Below are 17,889 nucleotides of genomic sequence, written 5' to 3' on the forward strand. Positions count from 1 at the left end.
GTAGACGGGCTGTCCGCGATGTGGCACGCTAGGCGACGAACAGGGCCGGTGGCTCGCAAGGATGCGAATCCCGACCCGCCCCCGAAGACAGGAAAGAGTCGCGATGTCGAACGTCGGAAAGCCTCGTACCGCCGCGGAGATCCAGCAGGACTGGGACACCAATCCCCGGTGGAAGAACGTCACGCGTGAGTACACCGCCGAGCAGGTCGCGGAGCTCCAGGGCAGCGTCGTCGAGGAGCACACCCTCGCCCGCCGTGGCGCCGAGATCCTCTGGGAGGGCGTCAACGCCGGGGACGACAGCTACATCAACGCGCTCGGCGCCCTGACCGGCAACCAGGCCGTGCAGCAGGTGCGCGCCGGCCTCAAGGCCATCTACCTCTCCGGCTGGCAGGTCGCAGGTGACGCCAACCTCTCGGGCCACACCTACCCGGACCAGTCGCTGTACCCGGCCAACTCGGTGCCGAACGTCGTGCGTCGCATCAACAACGCGCTGCTGCGCGCCGACGAGATCGCCCGCGTCGAGGGCGACGACTCGGTCGACAACTGGGTCGTGCCGATCGTGGCGGACGGCGAGGCCGGCTTCGGTGGCGCCCTGAACGTCTACGAGCTGCAGAAGGCCATGATCGCCGCGGGCGCCGCCGGCACCCACTGGGAGGACCAGCTGGCGTCGGAGAAGAAGTGCGGCCACCTCGGCGGCAAGGTGCTCCTGCCCACGCAGCAGCACATCCGCTCGCTGAACTCGGCCCGCCTCGCGGCCGACGTCGCGAACGTGCCCACCGTCGTGATCGCCCGCACCGACGCCGAGGCCGCCACGCTCATCACCTCCGATGTCGACGAGCGCGACCGCCCGTTCATCACCGGTGAGCGCACGGCCGAGGGCTACTACAACGTCAAGAACGGCATCGAGCCCTGCATCGCGCGGGCCAAGGCCTACGCCCCGTACTCCGACCTCATCTGGATGGAGACCGGCACCCCGGACCTCGAGGTGGCCAAGCAGTTCGCCGAGGCCGTCAAGTCCGAGTTCCCGGACCAGCTCCTGGCCTACAACTGCTCGCCGTCCTTCAACTGGTCCAAGCACCTGGACGACGACACGATCGCCAAGTTCCAGAACGAGCTCGGCGCGATGGGCTTCAAGTTCCAGTTCATCACCCTGGCCGGCTTCCACTCGCTCAACTACGGCATGTTCGACCTGGCCCACGGCTACGCCCGCAACCAGATGAGCGCGTTCGTCGACCTGCAGCGTCGCGAGTTCAAGGCCGCCGAGGAGCGTGGCTTCACCGCCGTCAAGCACCAGCGCGAGGTCGGCGCCGGCTACTTCGACACCATCGCCACCACGGTCGACCCCAACAGCTCCACCACGGCGCTCAAGGGCTCCACCGAGGAGGGCCAGTTCCACTGAGAAGTGGGCCTGACCTGACGTGACACCCGGGGGCCGCGGCCGTCTCGACGAGGCGGCCCGGCCCCCGGTCGTCTCTCCCGCCCGACCGGGTGGCGGCGTGCACCGGCACGCCCGACCCGCCGACCTCCCCCGAAGGACGCAGGACACCATGCCCAGCAGCCGCGACGCCGCCACGGACCCGGGGCGGATCACCCGGGTCGGCGTGGTCGGCGCCGGCCAGATGGGCGCCGGCATCGCCGAGGTCTGCGCCCGCGCCCACGTCGACGTCCTCGTGTGGGAGTCCACCCGCGAGCTCACCACCGCCGGCCGCGCCCGCATCCTGCAGTCCCTCGACCGCGGCGTGTCCTCCGGCAAGATCACCGAACGCGAACGCGAACAGGCCGCCCTGCGCCTGCGCTTCACCACCGACCTCGACGACTTCTGCGACCGCCAACTCGTGATCGAGGCGGTCGTGGAGGACGAGGCCGCCAAGTCCGCCGTGTTCCGCCGCCTCGACGAGGTCGTCACCGACCCCGGGGCCGTGCTCGCCACCAACACCTCCGCCGTCCGCGTCGCCACCCTCGGCGCGTGCACCACCCGCCCGCAGCGCGTGATCGGGATGCACTTCTTCAACCCGGTCCCGGTGCTCCCGCTGGTTGAGCTCGTGAGCACGCCCGACACCGCCGCGGACACCCGCGACCGCGCCGAGGAGTTCGCCCACCACGTCCTGGGCAAGCAGGTCGTGCACTCCGCCGACCGCGCGGGAGCCGTCGTCAACGCTCTGCTCGTGCCGTACCTGCTCTCCGCCATCCGCATGGCCGAGTCCGGCCACGCCACCGCCGAGGACATCGACCGCGCCATGGTGCTGGGCTGCGCCCACCCCATGGGGCCGCTCGCGCTGGCCGACCACGTGGGGCTCGACACCGTCAAGACCGTCGCCGAGGCGATGCACGCCGAATTCGGCGAGCCCCTGTACGCCCCGCCCACGCTGCTCGTGCACCTCGTCGAGTCCGGCCGGCTGGGTCGCCGCACGGGCCACGGATTCCACCGCTATCCCGTGCCCCGGGCCACGGCCCGCGCCGACCGCTGATGACCTCGTCGTCGTCGTCGACCCCCGCGCCCACACCCGCCGCGCAGACCCCCGCGCCCACGCCCGCCGCGCAGACCCCCGCGCCACCTCACGCCGCGCCGCACCTCGAACCCACGCGCGCCTCCTCGGTCCTGGGCTACCCGCGCATCGGGCCGCGCCGCGAGCTCAAACGCGCCCTCGAGCGGTACTGGCACGGCGACGGCACCCGCGCGGAACTGCTCGCCACCGGGCGTCGCCTGCGCGAGGCCACGTGGCACGACCTGCGCGCCGCCGGTCTCACCCAGATCCCCGGCAACACCTTCAGCTTCTACGACCACATCCTCGACGACGCCCTGCTGTTCGGCGCGATCCCCGCCCGGTTCCGCGACCTCACCCGCGGCCTCTCGCCCGTCGACACCGTCTTCGCCCTGGCGCGCGGCCGCGCCGACGTCCCCCCGCTCGAACTCGTGCCGCTGCAGGGGACCACCTACCTGTACCGCCAACCCGAGTTCGACGAGACCTCCGAGCTGGGGCTGCGGCCGGACGAGCTGGTCGCCGAGATCGCCCGCGGCCACGAGCTGGGCTTCGAGCTGCGCCCCGTCATCACCGGGCCGGTCTCCCTGCTGCTGCTCGGCAAGGCCGCACCCGGCGCCGCGCCCGGATTCACGCCGCTGGACCTGCTCGACCGCCTGCTGGAGCAGTACGCGGCGCTGCTCGGCGTGCTCGCCGACGCGGGTGTGACGTGCGTGCAGTTCGACGAGCCGTGCATGACGATGGAGCGCACGCCCGCCGAGATCGCCCGGCTGCGCGAGGCCTACGACCGGCTCGCCGCGGTGGCCGGGCGGCCGCGGATCCTCGTCACCGGCGAGTACGGCGACCTCGCCGACGCGCTGCCCGCGCTCGCGGCCACCGGCATCGAGGCGATCGGGCTGGACCTCGTGTACGGGCGCCGGTCCGCCGCCGAGCTGGCCGCGATCCCCGGGCTGCCGGCCAAACGCCTCTACGCCGGCGTCGTGGACGGCCAGAACGTGTGGCGCACCGACAAGTTCGCCACCCTGGACCAGCTGCGCGAGCTCAGGGCCGTGTTCGCGGACGTGGTGGTGTCGACCTCGTGCACGCTGCTGCACGTGCCGTACGACGTCACTGCCGAGACCGACCTGCCGGCCGAGCTCGTGGACTCGCTGGCGTTCGCGCGGCAGAAGGTCGCCGAGGTGGTGTCGCTGGCGCACGCCCTGGAGGACGGCCCCACGCCGCGCTGGCGCCCGCTGCCGGTGCTGCCCAGCGCGCGCCGCGAGGACGTGCGGGCGAGGACCGCCCGGGTGGACGACGACGACAAGGTCCGCGCCCCCTACGGTGAGCGGGCCGCCCGGCAGGCCGACAGGCTGGGACTTCCCGTGCTCCCCACCGCCACCCTCGGCTCGTTCCCGCAGACGGTGCAGATCCGGCGGGCCCGCCGGGACCTGGCGGAGGGGCGGATCGACTACGACCGGTACCGCGACTACCTGCGGGCGGAGATCGCCTCGGTGATCCGGCTGCAGGAGGACATCGGCCTCGACGTCCTGGTCCACGGCGAGGTCGAGCGCAACGACATGGTGCAGTACTTCGCCGAACTGCTCGACGGGTTCGCCGCCACCCGCCACGGCTGGGTGCAGTCCTACGGCTCGCGCTGCGTGCGTCCGCCCATCCTCTACGGGGACGTGGCCCGGCCCGCGCCGATGACGGTCGAGTGGACGGGCTACGCGCAGTCGCTGACCGACCGGCCCGTCAAGGGGATGATCACCGGACCGGTGACGATGCTCGCGCGGTCGTTCTGCCGCACCGACCTCGCGCTGCCCGAGGTCGCCACGCAGCTCGCGCTGGTGGTGCGCGACGAGGTCGCGGACCTCGAGGCCGCCGGCACGGCGATCATCCAGATCGACGAACCGGCCATCCGCGAGTTGCTGCCGCGCCGCGGCGCCGACCGGCGCGCCTACCTCGACTGGGCGGTGGACACCTTCCGCCTCGCCTCCGCGGGGGCCCGGCCCGACACCCAGATCCACACCCACATGACGTACTCGTCGCTGCAGGTGATGAAGGAGGCGATCGAGGAGCTCGACGCCGACGTCACCAACATCGTCGCCACCCGGTCGATCGAGTGGGTTCTGGACGCCCTGACCGACCACACCCTCACGCGGCAGGTCGCGCCCGGCGTGTACGAGTCGCGCTCCGGGTTCGTGCCGGACATCGACCTGCTGCACGAGTGGCTGCTGCGCGCGGCCGACGCGGTGGGGGTGGAGCGGCTGTGGGCGGTGCCCGACGGCGGGCTCAAGAGCCGCTACACGTGGCAGCTCGAACCCAGCCTGCGCAACCTCGTCACCGCCGCCCGCCGGATCCGACGGGCGGTTGCCCGCCGGGACGCGGTGTCTAATAAGATCGATGACGTGCAAGTCCCGGGCCGCGCGCCCGGGATCGGTAGTTGACGAAAGAGGACGACATCATGGCCGGTCAGACGCTCGAGCACACTGGTGCCGCCATCGTCGAGGAGTACTACCCCGAGTACGCGACGACGGTCGCCCCGACCTACCCGCTGTACTCCACCGAGATCTACGTGGGCTCCGCCATCCTCCTGCTGAGCATGAGCATGCTGGGCCTGCCCATCACCGCGATCGGCTACTACACGCAGGACGCCGGTGTCTCGCTCGGGATGGCCGTCGCCGCGGTCGTGGCCACCACCGTCGTGTTCCTCATCGGCCTGTTCGTGTGCATGTACGGCTTCCGTAAGCACGGCCGCGAGGACTCGCACTGACGCTCGACCCGGTGGTCGCCGCCGGGGGACCTGCGCTCAAGGCGGGTGACCCGGCGACCGACGCCGAGCGGAGGTCCGCCCTCCGTCGCATGAAGATGGTGGCGACGGGGTTCCTCGTCGTGGCCGGGGTGATCTACCTCGTCGCCGAGTACGCCCTGCACAACGGCGCCCCGTCCTGGGTCGGGTACGTCCGCGCCGCCGCCGAGGCCGGCATGGTCGGCGGCCTGGCCGACTGGTTCGCCGTCACCGCCCTGTTCCGCCACCCCCTGGGCATCCCCATCCCGCACACCGCGCTCATCCGGCGCAAGAAGGACCAGCTGGGCACCTCCCTCGGCGGGTTCGTGGGGGAGAACTTCCTCGACCCCGAGATGGTCAGCGAGAAGGTCCGCGGCGCCCGCATCCCGGAGCGCGCCGGCGAGTGGCTCGCCGAGACCGACAACCGCGCCCTCGCCTCCGACCAGGCCGCCAAGGCCATCCGCTCCGTCCTGGCCGTCCTGCGTGACGAGGACGCCGTGGCGATCATCGAACGCACCATCGTGGCCCGGATCGCCGAGCCCGAGTGGGGGCCGCCCGCGGGGCGCATCCTCGCCGAACTGCTCGACGAGGGGCGCCACCTGCCGGTGCTGGACCTCATGGCCGACCGCGCCCACGAGTGGGTCGAGGCCAACCCGGAGACCATCGACCGCTGGGTCCGGGAGAAGGCGCCCACGTGGGCCCCGCAGTTCGTCAACGAGCTGCTCTCCGACCGCGCCTACCGCGAGCTGCGCGAGTGGACGTGGCAGATCAAGGTCGACAAGCAGCACGCCGTGCGCCTCGCGCTGATCGGGTTCGTCGAGGACTTCGCCCGCGACCTGCAGCACGACCCATCCACCATGGCCAAGCTCGAGTCGTTCAAGCACGAGGTCATGAACCGCGAGGAGGTGCGCCGCGCCGCCGGGTCCGCGTGGGCGGCCGCCAAGCGGATGATCGTCGAGGCCACCGAGGACACCTCCTCCACGCTGCGGGTCAAGATCGACGACCTCCTGCGGCGCCTCGCCGACATGCTCGTCTCCGACGAGACCGTGCGCACGCGCCTCGACGACTACATGACCCGCACCGCGCGCTACGTCGCGGAGAACTACGCCGGGGAGGTCACCTCCATCATCTCCGACACGGTCGAGCGCTGGGACGCCGACGAGGCCTCCGACAAGATCGAGCTGCTCGCCGGTAAGGACCTGCAGTTCATCCGCATCAACGGCACGGTCGTGGGCGCCCTCGCGGGCCTGGTCATCCACGCCGCCACCGAGCTGCTCTTCTGATCCCCGGGGTGCCGCCCCGCCCTCTCGTGTGATACATCCCACCGGATCGTCGTGCACATAGTGCTTGCTGGAGTTAGCACTCGTTGCTAGCGTTGGTGGCAGCCGAGGAGAGACGGACACGAGGCGTGGGGAGGTGACTCCGATGGCCGCACGCGGTGGTGCCGGACGCACCGACCCGACCCGCGCCGGCGCGGAGAACGTCGGCGCACCGGTCGAGGAGCCGACCGCCGCCACCCTCGCCCGCAGGAACAAGCCGACGGGTGAGATGCCGCGCCACAGCGACGTCACCGCGCTCGTCGAGGGTGATCGCCGTCCGTCCGAATCGCAGGACATCGGGGCGTTCATCCGCGCACAGCGGGAGGCCGCGCAGGTGTCCATTCGGCAGCTCGCCGAGCGTGCCGGCGTCTCCAACCCGTATCTGAGCCAGATCGAACGCGGGCTGCGTAAGCCGTCCGCCGAGGTGCTGGGGCAGATCGCCCGAGGTCTGAGGCTGTCCGCCGAGGTGCTCTACGCCCGCGCCGGGATCCTCGAACTCAAACAGGGGAGCCCGGTGAGGGACGCGATCCTCACCGCCCCGGACCTCACAGAGCGACAGAGGGAGGTGCTCGTGGAGATCTACGAGTCGTTCCTGGCGAACAACGCGACCGCAGCCGACCAGGTCGTCGACGTCCCCTGATCCGGGACCTGCCGACGGCGGCCCGCCGGGCCACGTGACCGCTTCGAGGAAGCACCCGCACGACACGAGACGAGGAGTCGAGATGAGCAAGAAGACCACAGGAAAGAAGTCCGCCACCACGGCCGCGGACACCGCGGCCGGGACCCCCGCGAAGGATCCGGTCGGCGGCCCGCTCGGGCACGCGATCGCGGCCGTGCGGACCCCCGTCTACGCCTATGTCGGGGCCAACGACCTGGCCATCCAGGCCGTGTCCGACCTCGTGAACGACCTTCGCCGCCGCGCCGAGGATGCCGTCTCCGACGCCCAGTCCAAGGTCACCGAGCGCGTCTCCGACGTGCAGAACCGCATCACCGAGCGGGTGGCCGGCGCGCAGGAGCGCGTGACCGAGGTCCCCGAGCGCGTGCAGTCGCTGCCGCACGAGGTGGAGGAGCTGGTCAACCGCTTCCGCCCCGACGAGCTGCGCAAGGTCGCGGACGCGTACGTCCAGGTGGCCGCCGGGATCTACAGCGGACTCGCCGCTCGCGGCGAGGACGTGGTGAGCCGCCTGCGCGAGGAGAACCCGCAGCTCGAGGCCGGGCTGGCCCGCGTGAACGAGCAGGTCGCCCGCGCCGCCGGGGCCGTCGAGGAGCAGCGCGAGCTGGGCGAGGAGGCCCTCGGCACCGTCGCCCGCCAGACCCGGTCGATCGGCGTGAAGGCCGCCGGGCGCGTCTCCAAGGCCGCCCGCCAGGCCGCCGAGTCCGCCGGGGACGCCGCCGACACCGCCGCCGAGCGGGTCGACGAGGTGGCCGACCGGGTCGACCGGACCGCCGACAAGGCCGCCGACCGGGTCGACGAGGCCGCCTCCACGGTCTCCGCCGAGGTCGCACGTGGCACCGCCGAGGTGGAGGCCCGGACGGCCCCGGCCGCGAAGGCGCCCGCGAAGAAGGCTCCGGCCAAGAAGGCCCCGGCCAAGAAGGCGGCGGCGGCCAAGGCGCCCGCGAAGAAGGCCCCGGCCAAGACCACCACCAAGGCCACGGCCACCGCGTCGGGCACGGCGTCGGGCACCGAGAAGCCGGTGGCCGCCAAGCCGACGGCCGCTGAGTCCGCGGCGGCCAAGGCCGCGGCCAAGACCACCGCCAAGAAGCCCGCGTCCACCACGTCGTCGTCCGCCAAGCCGACCGCGAGCAAGTCCACCGCGGGCACGCCCGCCGCGAAGCCGGCCGGCTCCGGCTCTGCCGGCTCGGACTCGGACGCGCCGTCGCCGATCGAGCTCGCCGACAACGACCCGGCGCTGACCACCGCGGACACGCCGCTGCCGCCCGCGGGCACCGATCGCCCGTGAGGTGAGAGGGCCCCGCGCCCTCCCGCTCCGCGCACTGCCGCCCCGGCCCGCTCCCTCGGGAGCCGGCCGGGGCGGCTGCGTTCTGCGGACACCTGTGAACATCGCCACGCGGGGGTGTCCGACCCGCCCACTACACTGGGCACCGTGATTGAGACGATTTCCGGCACGTGGGGCATGGTCCAGCTCGTCATCCAGGGCGCGCTCGTCATCTGGGCGCTGGCCGGGCTGGTGCTGGCCGTGCTGCCGCCGGCCTCGGCGTACTCCGTCGAGGGCAAGTGGCCCAAGCCCGCGTGGATCGCCATCTGCGCCGTGGCCGCCCTGTTGTTCGCGATCCGGCCGCTCGGGTTCCTCAGCATCATCGCCATGGTGGCCGTGGGCGTCTTCTTTGCCGACGTGCGGCCGGCGGTGGGCGGTCGACGCAGGTGAAGCAGCCGGAGGCCGGGCCGCTGCAGCGGATCGAGGAACTGGCCGAGGACTCCGGCACCACCGTGCGCAACATCCGCGTCTATCAGGAACGCGGGCTGCTGCCGCCGCCCGTGCGCCGTGGCCGCACCGCCTTCTACGGGCCGGAGCACAAGCGCCGGCTGGGGCAGATCCTTCGGCTACTCGACCGGGGCTACACCTTCGCGACCATCGAGGAGTTGTTCATCGCCGAGCGGCACGGCTTCACGCTCGCCGAGTTGCTCGAGCTGGAGGCCGTCCGGCCGGCCCGGCGGGCGAGCGGCCGACGGAGGCTGCCGCGCGGGGGAGTGGAGGCGGTGGCCGGGTTCGAACTCCCCGAGGAGCTGCTCGACCGCGGCGAGTCGATCGGCCTGGTCAGCGACTCGGCCGCCGCGGACCACTTCTTCGCCGACCGCTACATGCTGGAGCTGTTCCGCGAGCTCATCGTGCTGGGGGTCGGCGAGGAGGGCATCGACAAGATCGGCCACCTGTTCATGGAGGGCCAGAGCACTGCCGCCGAGGCGATCGACGTGCTCGTGCAGACCATGAAGGACGCCGGCATGGACCAGTCGGTGATCGTCAAGCGGGTGACCGGGATCCTGCCGCGCGCCGGCGCGGCCGCCCGGCTGATCTTCCTGTCCGCCGCGCAGACCCTCCTGGTCGACCGTCACGGTTTCCCCAAGGGCTGACCGCTCGGCGAGCCGGGCGCGCCTCTGCCGGGCATCGGCGTGCCGGGCCTCCCGGGCGTTCTAGGTGAAGACCACCGTGCGGGCGCCGTGGACCAGCACCCGGTCCTCGAGGTGCCAGCGCAGCCCGCGGGCCAGCACCAGCTTCTCGGCGTCCCGGCCCTGCCGCACCATGTCCTTCACCGTCGCCGTGTGGTCGACGCGGATGACGTCCTGCTCGATGATCGGCCCCTCGTCGAGGTCCGCCGTCACGTAGTGGCAGGTCGCGCCGATGAGCTTGACCCCGCGCACGTGCGCCTGGTGGTACGGGCGCGCACCCACGAAGCTGGGCAGGAAGCTGTGGTGGATGTTGATCGCGCGGCCGGCCCACCGGGTGCACAGGTCGTCCGGCAGCACCTGCATGAAGCGGGCCAGGACGATCGCGTGCGGGTCGATGTCGTCGACCAGCCCCGCGACCTGCTCGAACGCCGGGCCCCGCTCGGCGGGGTCGGTCGGGAACGGGACGTGGTGGAACGGCGCGCCGTGCGCCTCGGCCATCCCGCGGAGGTTGTCGTGGTTGCCGATCACCGCGCGGATGCGGGCGGGGTAGTCGCCGCTCTCGACCCGCCCCAGCAGGTCGTGCAGGCAGTGGCCCTCCTTGGAGACCAGGACGACGACGTCCTTGGGCTCGGACGAGTCGGAGATCTGCCAGTCGGCCTCCGGGCCCAGCTCCGCGGCCACGCGCTCGAACCGGCGGCGCAGCTCGTCGATCTCCATGCCGATCGACTCGGCGTCCACGGACTGGCGGGTGAAGAACCAACCGGTGTCCTCGTCCGCGTGGTAGGCCGCCTCCACGATGGTTCCGCCGAGCTCGGCGAGGAAGGTGGCGATCCGGGCGACGATACCGATGCGATCGGGACAACCCAGCGTGAGGACGAAGCGTCGTGACATGGGTGTTCATTGTGCCACCAGGCCCGTCATGGGCTGCCGCTAGGCTGGCCCGCATGGACGCCACCCCGACCGATCAGCTGACCCGTGCCCGTGTCGCCTCGATGATCGACCACACGCTGCTCTCTCCCGACGCGTCTCGGGAGGACGTGCAGGCCCTGCTCGACGAGGCGCGCGAGCTCGGGGTCAAGGCGGTGTGCGTGAGCCCGGCGATGCTGCCGGTGCGGGCCGGGGACCAGATCGTGGCCACGGTCGCGGGTTTCCCGTCGGGCAAGCACCACTCGCTGGTCAAGGCCATGGAGGGCCGTCTCGCCGTGGACCAGGGTGCGCGCGAGGTGGACATGGTGATCGACGTCGGCGCCGCCATCTCGGGCCTCGTCGACGAGGTGATGTCCGATGTGCTGGCGATGCGGGATGCGGTCCCGCCGCCGGTCGTGATCAAGGTGATCCTCGAGACCGCCGCCATCCACAAGGCCCTCGGCGAGGAGGCGGGCGATCAGCGGATCGAGGAGCTCTGTCACGCCGTGGCCCGCGCCGGCGCCGACTTCGTCAAGACCTCCACCGGGTTCCATCCCGCCGGCGGCGCCAGTGTGCGCGCGGTCGAGGCGATGCGCCGGGCGGTGGGCGGACAGTTGGGCATCAAGGCCTCTGGCGGGATCCGCGACGCCGACACCGCCCGCGCGATGATTGCCGCCGGCGCCACCCGGCTCGGCCTCAGCGGCACCCGCGCCGTCCTCGAGGGCTTTCCCGAGTAGGCGGCGGGGGCGTTCCGGGGCGTCCGCGGTTCCCAGCGCGGTCAGAAGGCTCTCTCTGGGGCGGCCGCGGTGCCCAGGGCGGTCAGAAGGCGCTCCCCGGGACGTCAGCGGGCAATCAGCCAGCGCACCCACCCCCTGGATGCGCTGGCTCGCTGACCTACGCTGCCGCCGCGCCCGGTTATGGCCGGGTCACGCTGGGCGAATGGACCACAGAGGCAGCGTAAGCCGATACCGCAGCGCGACTGCGGGCACTCATGCTGCCGAATTGCCAGGACGCCCGGCGCTGGCCTGCCTCCCCGGCGCTGGCCGCTCGGCCCGGCGCTGCCTGCCTCCCCGGCGTTGGCCGCCCGGCCCCGCCCCGCCCGGCCCCGCCCGGCGCTGCCTGCGCGCCCAGCCCCGCCCGGCGCCGCCCGCCTCAGCGGGTCGTGAGCACCATCTTCCCGGTGGTGCGGCCGGTCTCCCCACGTCGGTGCGCCTCGGCGGCCTGCTCCAGCGGGAAGACGTCCGCGATCGTGGCCCGCAGCTCACCCTTCTCGACGAGCTCGGTGATCGAGACCAGATCGTGGCGCGAGGAGTCCACCAGCATCCGGATCGCCCGCACTCCGAGCTGCTCGGCCTGGCGATAGAAGTCGTCGGAGCCCACGGGCAGGATCGACACCACCACTCCGCCGGGCTTCAGCGTGCGCAGTGAGGCCAGCGAGGTCGTCCCGCCGATGGTGTCGAGCACGGCGTCGACGTCGCTCACCGCCTCCGCGATGTCGACCTCGCGGTAGTCGATCGGCTCGTCGACACCGATCTCGCGCAGGAAGTCGTGCTTGGCCGAGCTGGCGGTACCGATCACGTGGGCGCCGCGGGCCTTGGCGATCTGCACGGCCACGTGACCGACCCCGCCGGCGGCGGCGTGGATGAGCACCCGCTGCCCGGGTTGGATATCCGCGTTCTCGACGAGCGCCTGCCACGCGGTGAGCGAGACCAGCGGCAGGGCGGCGGCCTGCACGTGGTCGAGCGAGGGCGGCTTGGGGGCGAACCAGGCGGCGGGGGCGGCGACGTACTCGGCGTGGGCGCCGTGGCCGAACGGGTAGGAGAGCATGCCGAACACCTCGTCGCCGGGGGCGAACCGGGCGACGCCGATGCCGACCTCCTCGACCACGCCGGACAGGTCCCAGCCCAGCACGAACGGTGGTTCGCCGAGGAATCCGCCGTTGCCGCGGTGCTTCCAGTCGGTGGGGTTGACGCTGGCGGCCTCGACGCGCACGAGGACCTCGTTCGTCCGCGGGGTGGGCTTGGGGAGGTCGACGACGGCGAGGACGTCGGGCTCCCCGAGGGACTGCTGCTGCACGGCTCGCATGGTGGTGTCGTTGCTCATGGCTCCCAGGGTGGCAGATTCCCGGACCCGCCGTTCGGCACGACGACGAGGGGCGGCGGTCGCTAGAGCGTGTGCAGTGTGACGTCGCGGAGGGCGCCGCCGGTGATGGCGGCGGTCATGTAGGTGTGGTGCGGTTGGCGGCGGCGGTCGGTGGGCGATCCGGGGTTGAGCAGGCGGAGCTCGCCGGCGCCGGATGCCGCCGGGGTGGTGGTGTCCCACGGGATGTGGGAGTGGCCGAAGACCAGGACGTCGGTGTCCGGGTACGCCCGGGCCATCCGGCGCTCCCGTCCCGGGGAGGCGCCGGCCTCGTGGGTCACCGCGATCCGCACGCCGTCGAGGGTCGCGCGGGCCACCTCGGGGAGGCGGTCACGCAGCTCGGGGCCGTCGTTGTTGCCCCAGCAGGCGAGGAGCCGCGTGGCGCGGTCCTCGAGGGCGTCGAGGAGTGCGACGTCCATCCAGTCCCCGGCGTGGATGACCACGTCCGCGGCGTCGACCTCGTCCCACACCCGGTCCGGCAGGTCGCGGGCGCGGGTGGGGACGTGGGTGTCGGAGATGAGGAGCAGGCGCATGCGCCCAGTGTGCCGCTAGCGGGTCGACTCCAGGATCACGTCGGTGCCGGCGAGGTCGACGGTCATCCCGCCCGGCACGACGCGCACGCCGGTGAGCTGGACGCCCTCGGGCATCTCGGCCAGTGCGGAGTCCATCATCGAGATGGTGCCGCCGAGCAGTTCGGAGGGCAGGGGGAAGCCCAGGATCGACGCCTGCTCGGGCTGCATCTCGAGGTCGCCGCCCACGAGGCGTGGGGTGACGACGGCCTCGGCGAGTCCGCTGATCGACACGCGCAGGGTGCCGGCGTCCGGGTCGGAGGTGATGCCCTGCACCTGGACCAGCCCGCCGAGGAGGCTGTCGCCGGCGACGCTCTCGGACTGTGCGGCGGCGGTCATGGCCTGGTCGGAGACGAACGCGGTGCCGGAGAGGGTGTCGACGCGGGTGAGGTCGCCCTCGGATCGGACGCCGTCGGCGCGGATGTCGATCTGCGGGGCGGGGCTGGTGGTGCCGGCGGCGGTGGAGCCGTCGGTGGTGATGTGGACGGAGCCGAGGTTGCCGTCGAGGTAGGACAGGATCACGGGGCGGGCGCCGAGTTCGACCTGCGCGGGGGAGCCGAGGGTGGCGGTGATCTCCTCGCCCATGCGCTCCTTGATCGCGTTGCGCATCCCGAGTTCCAGGCCCACGAGCGCGGCGATGAGCGCGACCACGACCAGGCCCACGATGAGGGCGAGCTTCGGACCACGGCGTCGGGGAGTCGCCCGCGAATCGGGCGATCCGGCGCCGGGGGCGGCGGCGAACTGCTCGGTCCGGGCGTCCTGGACGCCGGGCCGGTCGTGGACGGGGAGTCGCTGCGTGTCGTGCGGCTGCTGCATTCGTCCGATTGTCACCGATACCGGCCCCCCGTGCAGGGGCCACCCGCCCCGCTGCTGGTCAGCGGGTGGACGCCCAGCGGTTGAGGTGGGCGTACTCGGCCTCGAACAGCCGGTCCAGGTGCGCGATGACCATCTTCTCGAGCTTGCCGCCGAGCAGTGGCACCGTGACCTTGACTCGGCCCGAGACGGATTCCACGGCCCCGCCGTCGCGGTCGGAGGCCTCGGCCTCGCCGTCGATGAGCCCGAGTCCGCCGGCGGCCTCCGCGCGCGCGGATCCGGTGAACCGGCGGCCGTCGAACCCGGTGTAGGTGCTGGTCCGCACGATCACCAGCTGCCCGTTGAGGAGCTTGCGGGCGGCGTCGGGGATGTCGTCCTCGGGGATGTGCTGGGTGACGGTCACGGTGATCGTGTCGTCGGTGGCCGCGAAGTCGTCGAGGGTGTCGCGCGCGCTGCCGACGGCGGCGATGCGGTCGCGCCAGTAGGCCTCGTCGCCGTAGGAGGTGAACACGGCCTCGACGGGGGCGTCGATGCGTGCCGAGTGGGAGAAGCGGGTCGCCATGGGGTCCGACCCTACAAGCCGCCGGTTACCCTCGGACGCGTGAACCCGTCCCCGTCCGACCCAGTGGACCCCGCCGCGCCGCAGGCCGTGGCCGCCGACGCCGCGCCGCACCCCGCCGACCCGGTCGTCGCCGAGCTGACGACCGTCGCCGGCGTCACGGCGGGCCCCGACGCGCGGCTGGCCGACCTCACCACCCTGCGGATCGGCGGCCGCCCGCGAGCCCTGCTCGAGTGCGCGTCCGCGGACGCGGTGGTCGCGGCGGTGCGCGCCCTCGACGCCGCCCGGGTGCCGGTGCTGGTGCTCGGCGGCGGGTCGAACCTGGTGGTCGCCGGCGGGGACCTCGACCTGGTGGTGGTGGCCGTGCGCAACCGGGAGGTCGAGTACCTCCCCGGCACCCGCGAGGGCCAGCTCGTCGTACGCGCTGGCGCCGGCCTGACCTGGGACGATCTGGTCGCCGACACCGTCGGGCGCGGGTACGGCGGCCTGGAGTGCCTGTCCGGGATCCCCGGGTCCGTGGGCGCCACGCCGGTGCAGAACGTCGGCGCGTACGGCGTGGAGGTGGCCCAGATCCTGCACCGCGTGCGGTGGTACGACCGCGCGACGGGCGTCGACGAGTGGGTCACCCCCGACGCCCTGGGACTGGCCTACCGCACCTCCGTGCTCAAGAACACCGACCGCGCGGTGGTGCTGGAGGTGGAGTTCCGCCTCGACGCGGCGGGACGCAGCGAGCCGATCCGCTACGCCGAACTCGCCGGCCGCCTCGCCGTGACGCCGGGGGAGCGGACCGACCCGGCCGTGGTGCGGCGTACCGTGCTCGAGCTGCGGCGCGGCAAGGGGATGGTGCTCGACGACGACGACGAGGACACCTGGTCGGCCGGGTCCTTCTTCACCAACCCGGTGATCGGCGAGGACGAACTCCCCACCGTGCGGTCCCGGGTGGCCGCCCGCCTCGGGTCCGCGCCGGCCGAGCAGATGCCCGCCTTCTCCGCGCCCGGCGGGGTCAAACTATCGGCCGGCTGGCTGATAGAGCGGGCCGGTTTCGGCAAGGGACACCCCTCGTCGTCGTCGCCCGCCCGCCTGTCCACCAAACACACGCTGGCGCTGACCAACAGGGGGGCGGCCACCTCCGACGACATCATCGCGCTCGCGCGCGAGGTGCGTGACGGCGTGCGGGAGGCGTTCGGCGTGGAGCTGCACCCCGAGCCCGTGTGGGTGGGCTGCCACATCTGACCGGCGCCCCCGCCGCCCCCGCCCCGGGCGCCCCGCGCGCGCCGGCCGCCCCGGCCCGCCCCGCCCTGACGCGCCCCGCCCTGATGCGCCCCGCACCCGGCGCGTGACCCCCGCACCCGCCGCGGGCGCCCGCCCTGGCACGCTGGAACTCGCCTAAGCTCATACCGCCCCCGCGCCGGCGTCGGCGCCACCCGACCCTCCTGGAGATTCCCCCGTGGACCTGTTCGCGTACCCGGTGTCGCTCGTCATGAAGTTCTGGCACTGGGTTCTCAGCTTCGTGGTGGATCCGAACTCCGGCATCGCGTGGGTCGGCTCCGTGCTCCTGCTGGTGGTGACCGTGCGCCTGCTGCTGCTGCGCTCGATGTGGCGGCAGCAGTACTCGATGCGGAAGATGGCGCAGCTCGCCCCCAAGATGAAGGAGCTGCAGCTCAAGTACAAGGACCGCAAGTCTCCCGAGGACCGCCAGGAGCAGGCCAAGGAGATGCAGGCCCTGTACTCGGGCGCCGGCGTCAACCCCGCCGCCGGCTGCCTGCCGCTGCTCGTGCAGATCCCCGTGTTCCTGGGCCTGTACTACGTGCTGCTCAACTTCTCGCCCCCCGGCAAGTCGATCGAGGAGGCGCAGCAGATGAGCAACGGGGCGTTCGGCCCCGAGCAGGTGTCCTCGTTCCTCAACGCCGAGATCTTCGGCGTGCCGCTCGCCTCCTACATCCGGATGCCGCAGGACGTCATGGACTCGCTGCACCCGGGGCTGGTGCGCGAGGACATCCTCATGCTGGCCGTGCCGCTGTTCGTGCTGGCGGGCATCGCCACGTTCATCAACATGTGGAACTCCTTCCGCCGCCAGAAGGCCGCCAAGGCCGCGGAGAAGGCCGCGATCGCGCAGGTGGAGGCCGAGGACCGCGCCGGCGGGCCGTTCGTCGACGGAGAGGTCGTGGAGATCGACGGCGAGGCGGTCGTCGACGGCACGCCCACCGCGCCCGGCGTGGACCCCGCCGACCGCGACCCCGCCGGCACCCCGGAGACCCCCGTGAGGCCGGGCGCCGCCGGTGCCGCCGCCACTGCCGGCGCCGCGGGAGCGACCGGGGCCGCGGGCGCGACCGGCGCTGCGGGCGCTGACAAGCCGCAGGACATCCAGTCGATGGCCGAGCAGATGACCGAGTCGATGAACCAGTCGATGAAGATCATGATGTACCTGTTCCCGTTCTTCCCGATCGTCGGCGCGTACTTCTTCAACTTCCCGATCGCGATCGGCCTGTACTGGCTCACCAACAACATCTGGACCGCCGTGCAGTCGCACATCTTCATGGAGAAGCTGGAGAAGGAGCTGCCCATGACCAGCCGCGAGGGCCTCCCGCCCAGCGCGTTCATGTAGTCCGGCCCCCGCACCCGCCTCGGCTGGCCTCCGCTCCTCGCGCTGGGCCGCCCCGCCCGCCCCCGCCGCACCCGCCCCCGCCGCCGGCCCCCGCGCCCGCCCGCACCCCGCCGCGCCCGCACCCCGCCCAGCCCCGCCCCGCCGCTCCGGCCGCGCGTCTGGACGCACTCAAGGCGAAATTGGACGAGACCACGGAGGCGATTCGGCAGGCTTACCGCCATAGCTGCGTCCAAAACGGTCCCCCCTGAGAGGGCGCAGGCCCGCCGCCCGCCGCGGCCCGCCGCGCGGGTGGACGCACTCAAGGCGAAATTGGACGAGACCACGGAGGCGATTCGGCAGGATTACCGCCATAGCTGCGTCCAAAACGGTCCCCCATGAGAGGGCGCAGGCCCGCCGCCCGCCGCGGCCCGCCGCGCGTGTGGACGCACTCAAGGCGAAATTGGACGAGACCACGGAGGCGATTCGGCAGGAGTACCGCCATAGCTGCGTCCAAAACGGTCCCCCAGGAGAGGGCGCAGGCCCGCCGCCCGCCGCGGCCCGCCGCGCGTGTGGACGCACTCAAGGCGAAATTGGACGAGACCACGGAGGCGATTCGGCAGAAATTC

Annotated in this window: 17 protein-coding genes; 12 read left to right on the forward strand and 5 right to left on the reverse strand. The window is 72.5% G+C overall.

The window, feature by feature from the left end; genetic code table 11:
* Positions 1–103 precede the first annotated feature (103 nt).
* From aceA to RWK90_RS14840, 9 genes are all read left to right on the forward strand, one after another.
* Positions 104–1,399, forward strand: coding sequence for an isocitrate lyase (gene aceA / locus RWK90_RS14800; protein ID WP_314038383.1), 1,296 nt, complete (start codon positions 104–106; stop codon positions 1,397–1,399).
* 148 nt (positions 1,400–1,547) lie between these two features.
* Positions 1,548–2,468, forward strand: a complete 921-nt coding sequence (locus tag RWK90_RS14805) for a 3-hydroxybutyryl-CoA dehydrogenase (RefSeq protein WP_314038384.1) — start codon at positions 1,548–1,550, stop codon at positions 2,466–2,468.
* On the forward strand, positions 2,468–4,906 hold the full coding sequence (gene metE / locus RWK90_RS14810; protein WP_314038385.1) for a 5-methyltetrahydropteroyltriglutamate--homocysteine S-methyltransferase: 2,439 nt from the start codon (positions 2,468–2,470) through the stop codon (positions 4,904–4,906). The genes RWK90_RS14805 and metE overlap by 1 nt, the downstream gene beginning before the upstream one ends.
* Before the next feature lie 17 nt (positions 4,907–4,923).
* The gene (locus RWK90_RS14815) at positions 4,924–5,232 is read left to right on the forward strand and encodes a hypothetical protein (protein WP_314038386.1); all 309 of its coding nucleotides are present in this window, start codon (positions 4,924–4,926) and stop codon (positions 5,230–5,232) included.
* A gap of 11 nt (positions 5,233–5,243) precedes the next feature.
* Positions 5,244–6,530, forward strand: a complete 1,287-nt coding sequence (locus RWK90_RS14820; protein ID WP_314038387.1) for a DUF445 family protein — start codon at positions 5,244–5,246, stop codon at positions 6,528–6,530.
* Positions 6,531–6,795: 265 nt separating this feature from the next.
* Complete coding sequence (locus RWK90_RS14825; RefSeq protein ID WP_314038439.1) at positions 6,796–7,206, forward strand: helix-turn-helix transcriptional regulator; 411 nt, start codon at positions 6,796–6,798, stop codon at positions 7,204–7,206.
* An 82-nt stretch (positions 7,207–7,288) separates the two neighbouring features.
* The gene (locus RWK90_RS14830) at positions 7,289–8,527 is read left to right on the forward strand and encodes a hypothetical protein (protein WP_314038388.1); all 1,239 of its coding nucleotides are present in this window, start codon (positions 7,289–7,291) and stop codon (positions 8,525–8,527) included.
* Positions 8,528–8,671: 144 nt separating this feature from the next.
* The gene (locus RWK90_RS14835) at positions 8,672–8,953 is read left to right on the forward strand and encodes a DUF2516 family protein (protein ID WP_314038389.1); all 282 of its coding nucleotides are present in this window, start codon (positions 8,672–8,674) and stop codon (positions 8,951–8,953) included.
* The gene (locus RWK90_RS14840; protein WP_314038390.1) at positions 8,950–9,657 is read left to right on the forward strand and encodes a MerR family transcriptional regulator; all 708 of its coding nucleotides are present in this window, start codon (positions 8,950–8,952) and stop codon (positions 9,655–9,657) included. The genes RWK90_RS14835 and RWK90_RS14840 overlap by 4 nt, the downstream gene beginning before the upstream one ends.
* 60 nt (positions 9,658–9,717) lie before the next feature.
* Here the strand turns inward: RWK90_RS14840 and purU are convergent, their stop codons facing one another.
* A complete protein-coding gene (gene purU, locus RWK90_RS14845) occupies positions 9,718–10,584 on the reverse strand; it encodes a formyltetrahydrofolate deformylase (protein ID WP_314038391.1) in 867 nt (288 codons plus the stop codon).
* Positions 10,585–10,637: 53 nt separating this feature from the next.
* Here purU and deoC point away from each other — a divergent pair, with 53 nt between their 5' ends.
* On the forward strand, positions 10,638–11,336 hold the full coding sequence (deoC, locus tag RWK90_RS14850; protein ID WP_314038392.1) for a deoxyribose-phosphate aldolase: 699 nt from the start codon (positions 10,638–10,640) through the stop codon (positions 11,334–11,336).
* A 415-nt stretch (positions 11,337–11,751) separates the two neighbouring features.
* On the opposite strand, the gene RWK90_RS14855 is transcribed toward deoC, so the two are convergent.
* From RWK90_RS14855 to RWK90_RS14870, 4 genes are all read right to left on the reverse strand, one after another.
* A complete protein-coding gene (locus RWK90_RS14855) occupies positions 11,752–12,702 on the reverse strand; it encodes an NADP-dependent oxidoreductase (protein ID WP_314038393.1) in 951 nt (316 codons plus the stop codon).
* Between the two features lie 62 nt (positions 12,703–12,764).
* The gene (locus RWK90_RS14860) at positions 12,765–13,271 is read right to left on the reverse strand and encodes a metallophosphoesterase (protein ID WP_314038394.1); all 507 of its coding nucleotides are present in this window, start codon (positions 13,269–13,271) and stop codon (positions 12,765–12,767) included.
* Positions 13,272–13,286: 15 nt separating this feature from the next.
* Positions 13,287–14,123, reverse strand: coding sequence for an LmeA family phospholipid-binding protein (locus tag RWK90_RS14865; RefSeq protein WP_314038395.1), 837 nt, complete (start codon positions 14,121–14,123; stop codon positions 13,287–13,289).
* A 58-nt stretch (positions 14,124–14,181) separates the two neighbouring features.
* Entirely contained in the window at positions 14,182–14,682 is a 501-nt protein-coding gene (locus RWK90_RS14870; protein WP_314038396.1) for a DUF2505 domain-containing protein, read from the reverse strand.
* Positions 14,683–14,817: 135 nt separating this feature from the next.
* On the opposite strand from RWK90_RS14870, the gene RWK90_RS14875 reads away from it, so the two are divergent.
* Positions 14,818–15,912 carry a UDP-N-acetylmuramate dehydrogenase gene (locus tag RWK90_RS14875; RefSeq protein WP_314038440.1) on the forward strand — a complete coding sequence of 365 codons (1,095 nt, stop codon included), beginning with the start codon at positions 14,818–14,820 and terminating at the stop codon, positions 15,910–15,912.
* Between the two features lie 214 nt (positions 15,913–16,126).
* Entirely contained in the window at positions 16,127–17,284 is a 1,158-nt protein-coding gene (gene yidC, locus RWK90_RS14880) for a membrane protein insertase YidC (RefSeq protein WP_314038397.1), read from the forward strand.
* The last annotated feature ends 605 nt before the right edge of the window (positions 17,285–17,889 follow it).

This window comes from Dietzia sp. CH92 (genome assembly GCF_032248695.1).
In the GTDB taxonomy this organism is placed as follows: domain Bacteria; phylum Actinomycetota; class Actinomycetes; order Mycobacteriales; family Mycobacteriaceae; genus Dietzia.

Bases quoted from the DNA above. Each gene is read 5' to 3' on its own strand.
- aceA (WP_314038383.1), top strand. From the start codon at position 104: ATGTCGAACGTCGGAAAGCCTCGTACCGCCGCGGAGATCCAGCAGGAC.
- RWK90_RS14805 (WP_314038384.1), top strand. From the start codon at position 1,548: ATGCCCAGCAGCCGCGACGCCGCCACGGACCCGGGGCGGATCACCCGG.
- metE (WP_314038385.1), top strand. From the start codon at position 2,468: ATGACCTCGTCGTCGTCGTCGACCCCCGCGCCCACACCCGCCGCGCAG.
- RWK90_RS14815 (WP_314038386.1), top strand. From the start codon at position 4,924: ATGGCCGGTCAGACGCTCGAGCACACTGGTGCCGCCATCGTCGAGGAG.
- RWK90_RS14825 (WP_314038439.1), top strand. From the start codon at position 6,796: ATGCCGCGCCACAGCGACGTCACCGCGCTCGTCGAGGGTGATCGCCGT.
- RWK90_RS14830 (WP_314038388.1), top strand. From the start codon at position 7,289: ATGAGCAAGAAGACCACAGGAAAGAAGTCCGCCACCACGGCCGCGGAC.
- purU (WP_314038391.1), bottom strand. From the start codon at position 10,584: ATGTCACGACGCTTCGTCCTCACGCTGGGTTGTCCCGATCGCATCGGT.
- deoC (WP_314038392.1), top strand. From the start codon at position 10,638: ATGGACGCCACCCCGACCGATCAGCTGACCCGTGCCCGTGTCGCCTCG.
- RWK90_RS14855 (WP_314038393.1), bottom strand. From the start codon at position 12,702: ATGAGCAACGACACCACCATGCGAGCCGTGCAGCAGCAGTCCCTCGGG.
- RWK90_RS14860 (WP_314038394.1), bottom strand. From the start codon at position 13,271: ATGCGCCTGCTCCTCATCTCCGACACCCACGTCCCCACCCGCGCCCGC.
- RWK90_RS14865 (WP_314038395.1), bottom strand. From the start codon at position 14,123: ATGCAGCAGCCGCACGACACGCAGCGACTCCCCGTCCACGACCGGCCC.
- RWK90_RS14870 (WP_314038396.1), bottom strand. From the start codon at position 14,682: ATGGCGACCCGCTTCTCCCACTCGGCACGCATCGACGCCCCCGTCGAG.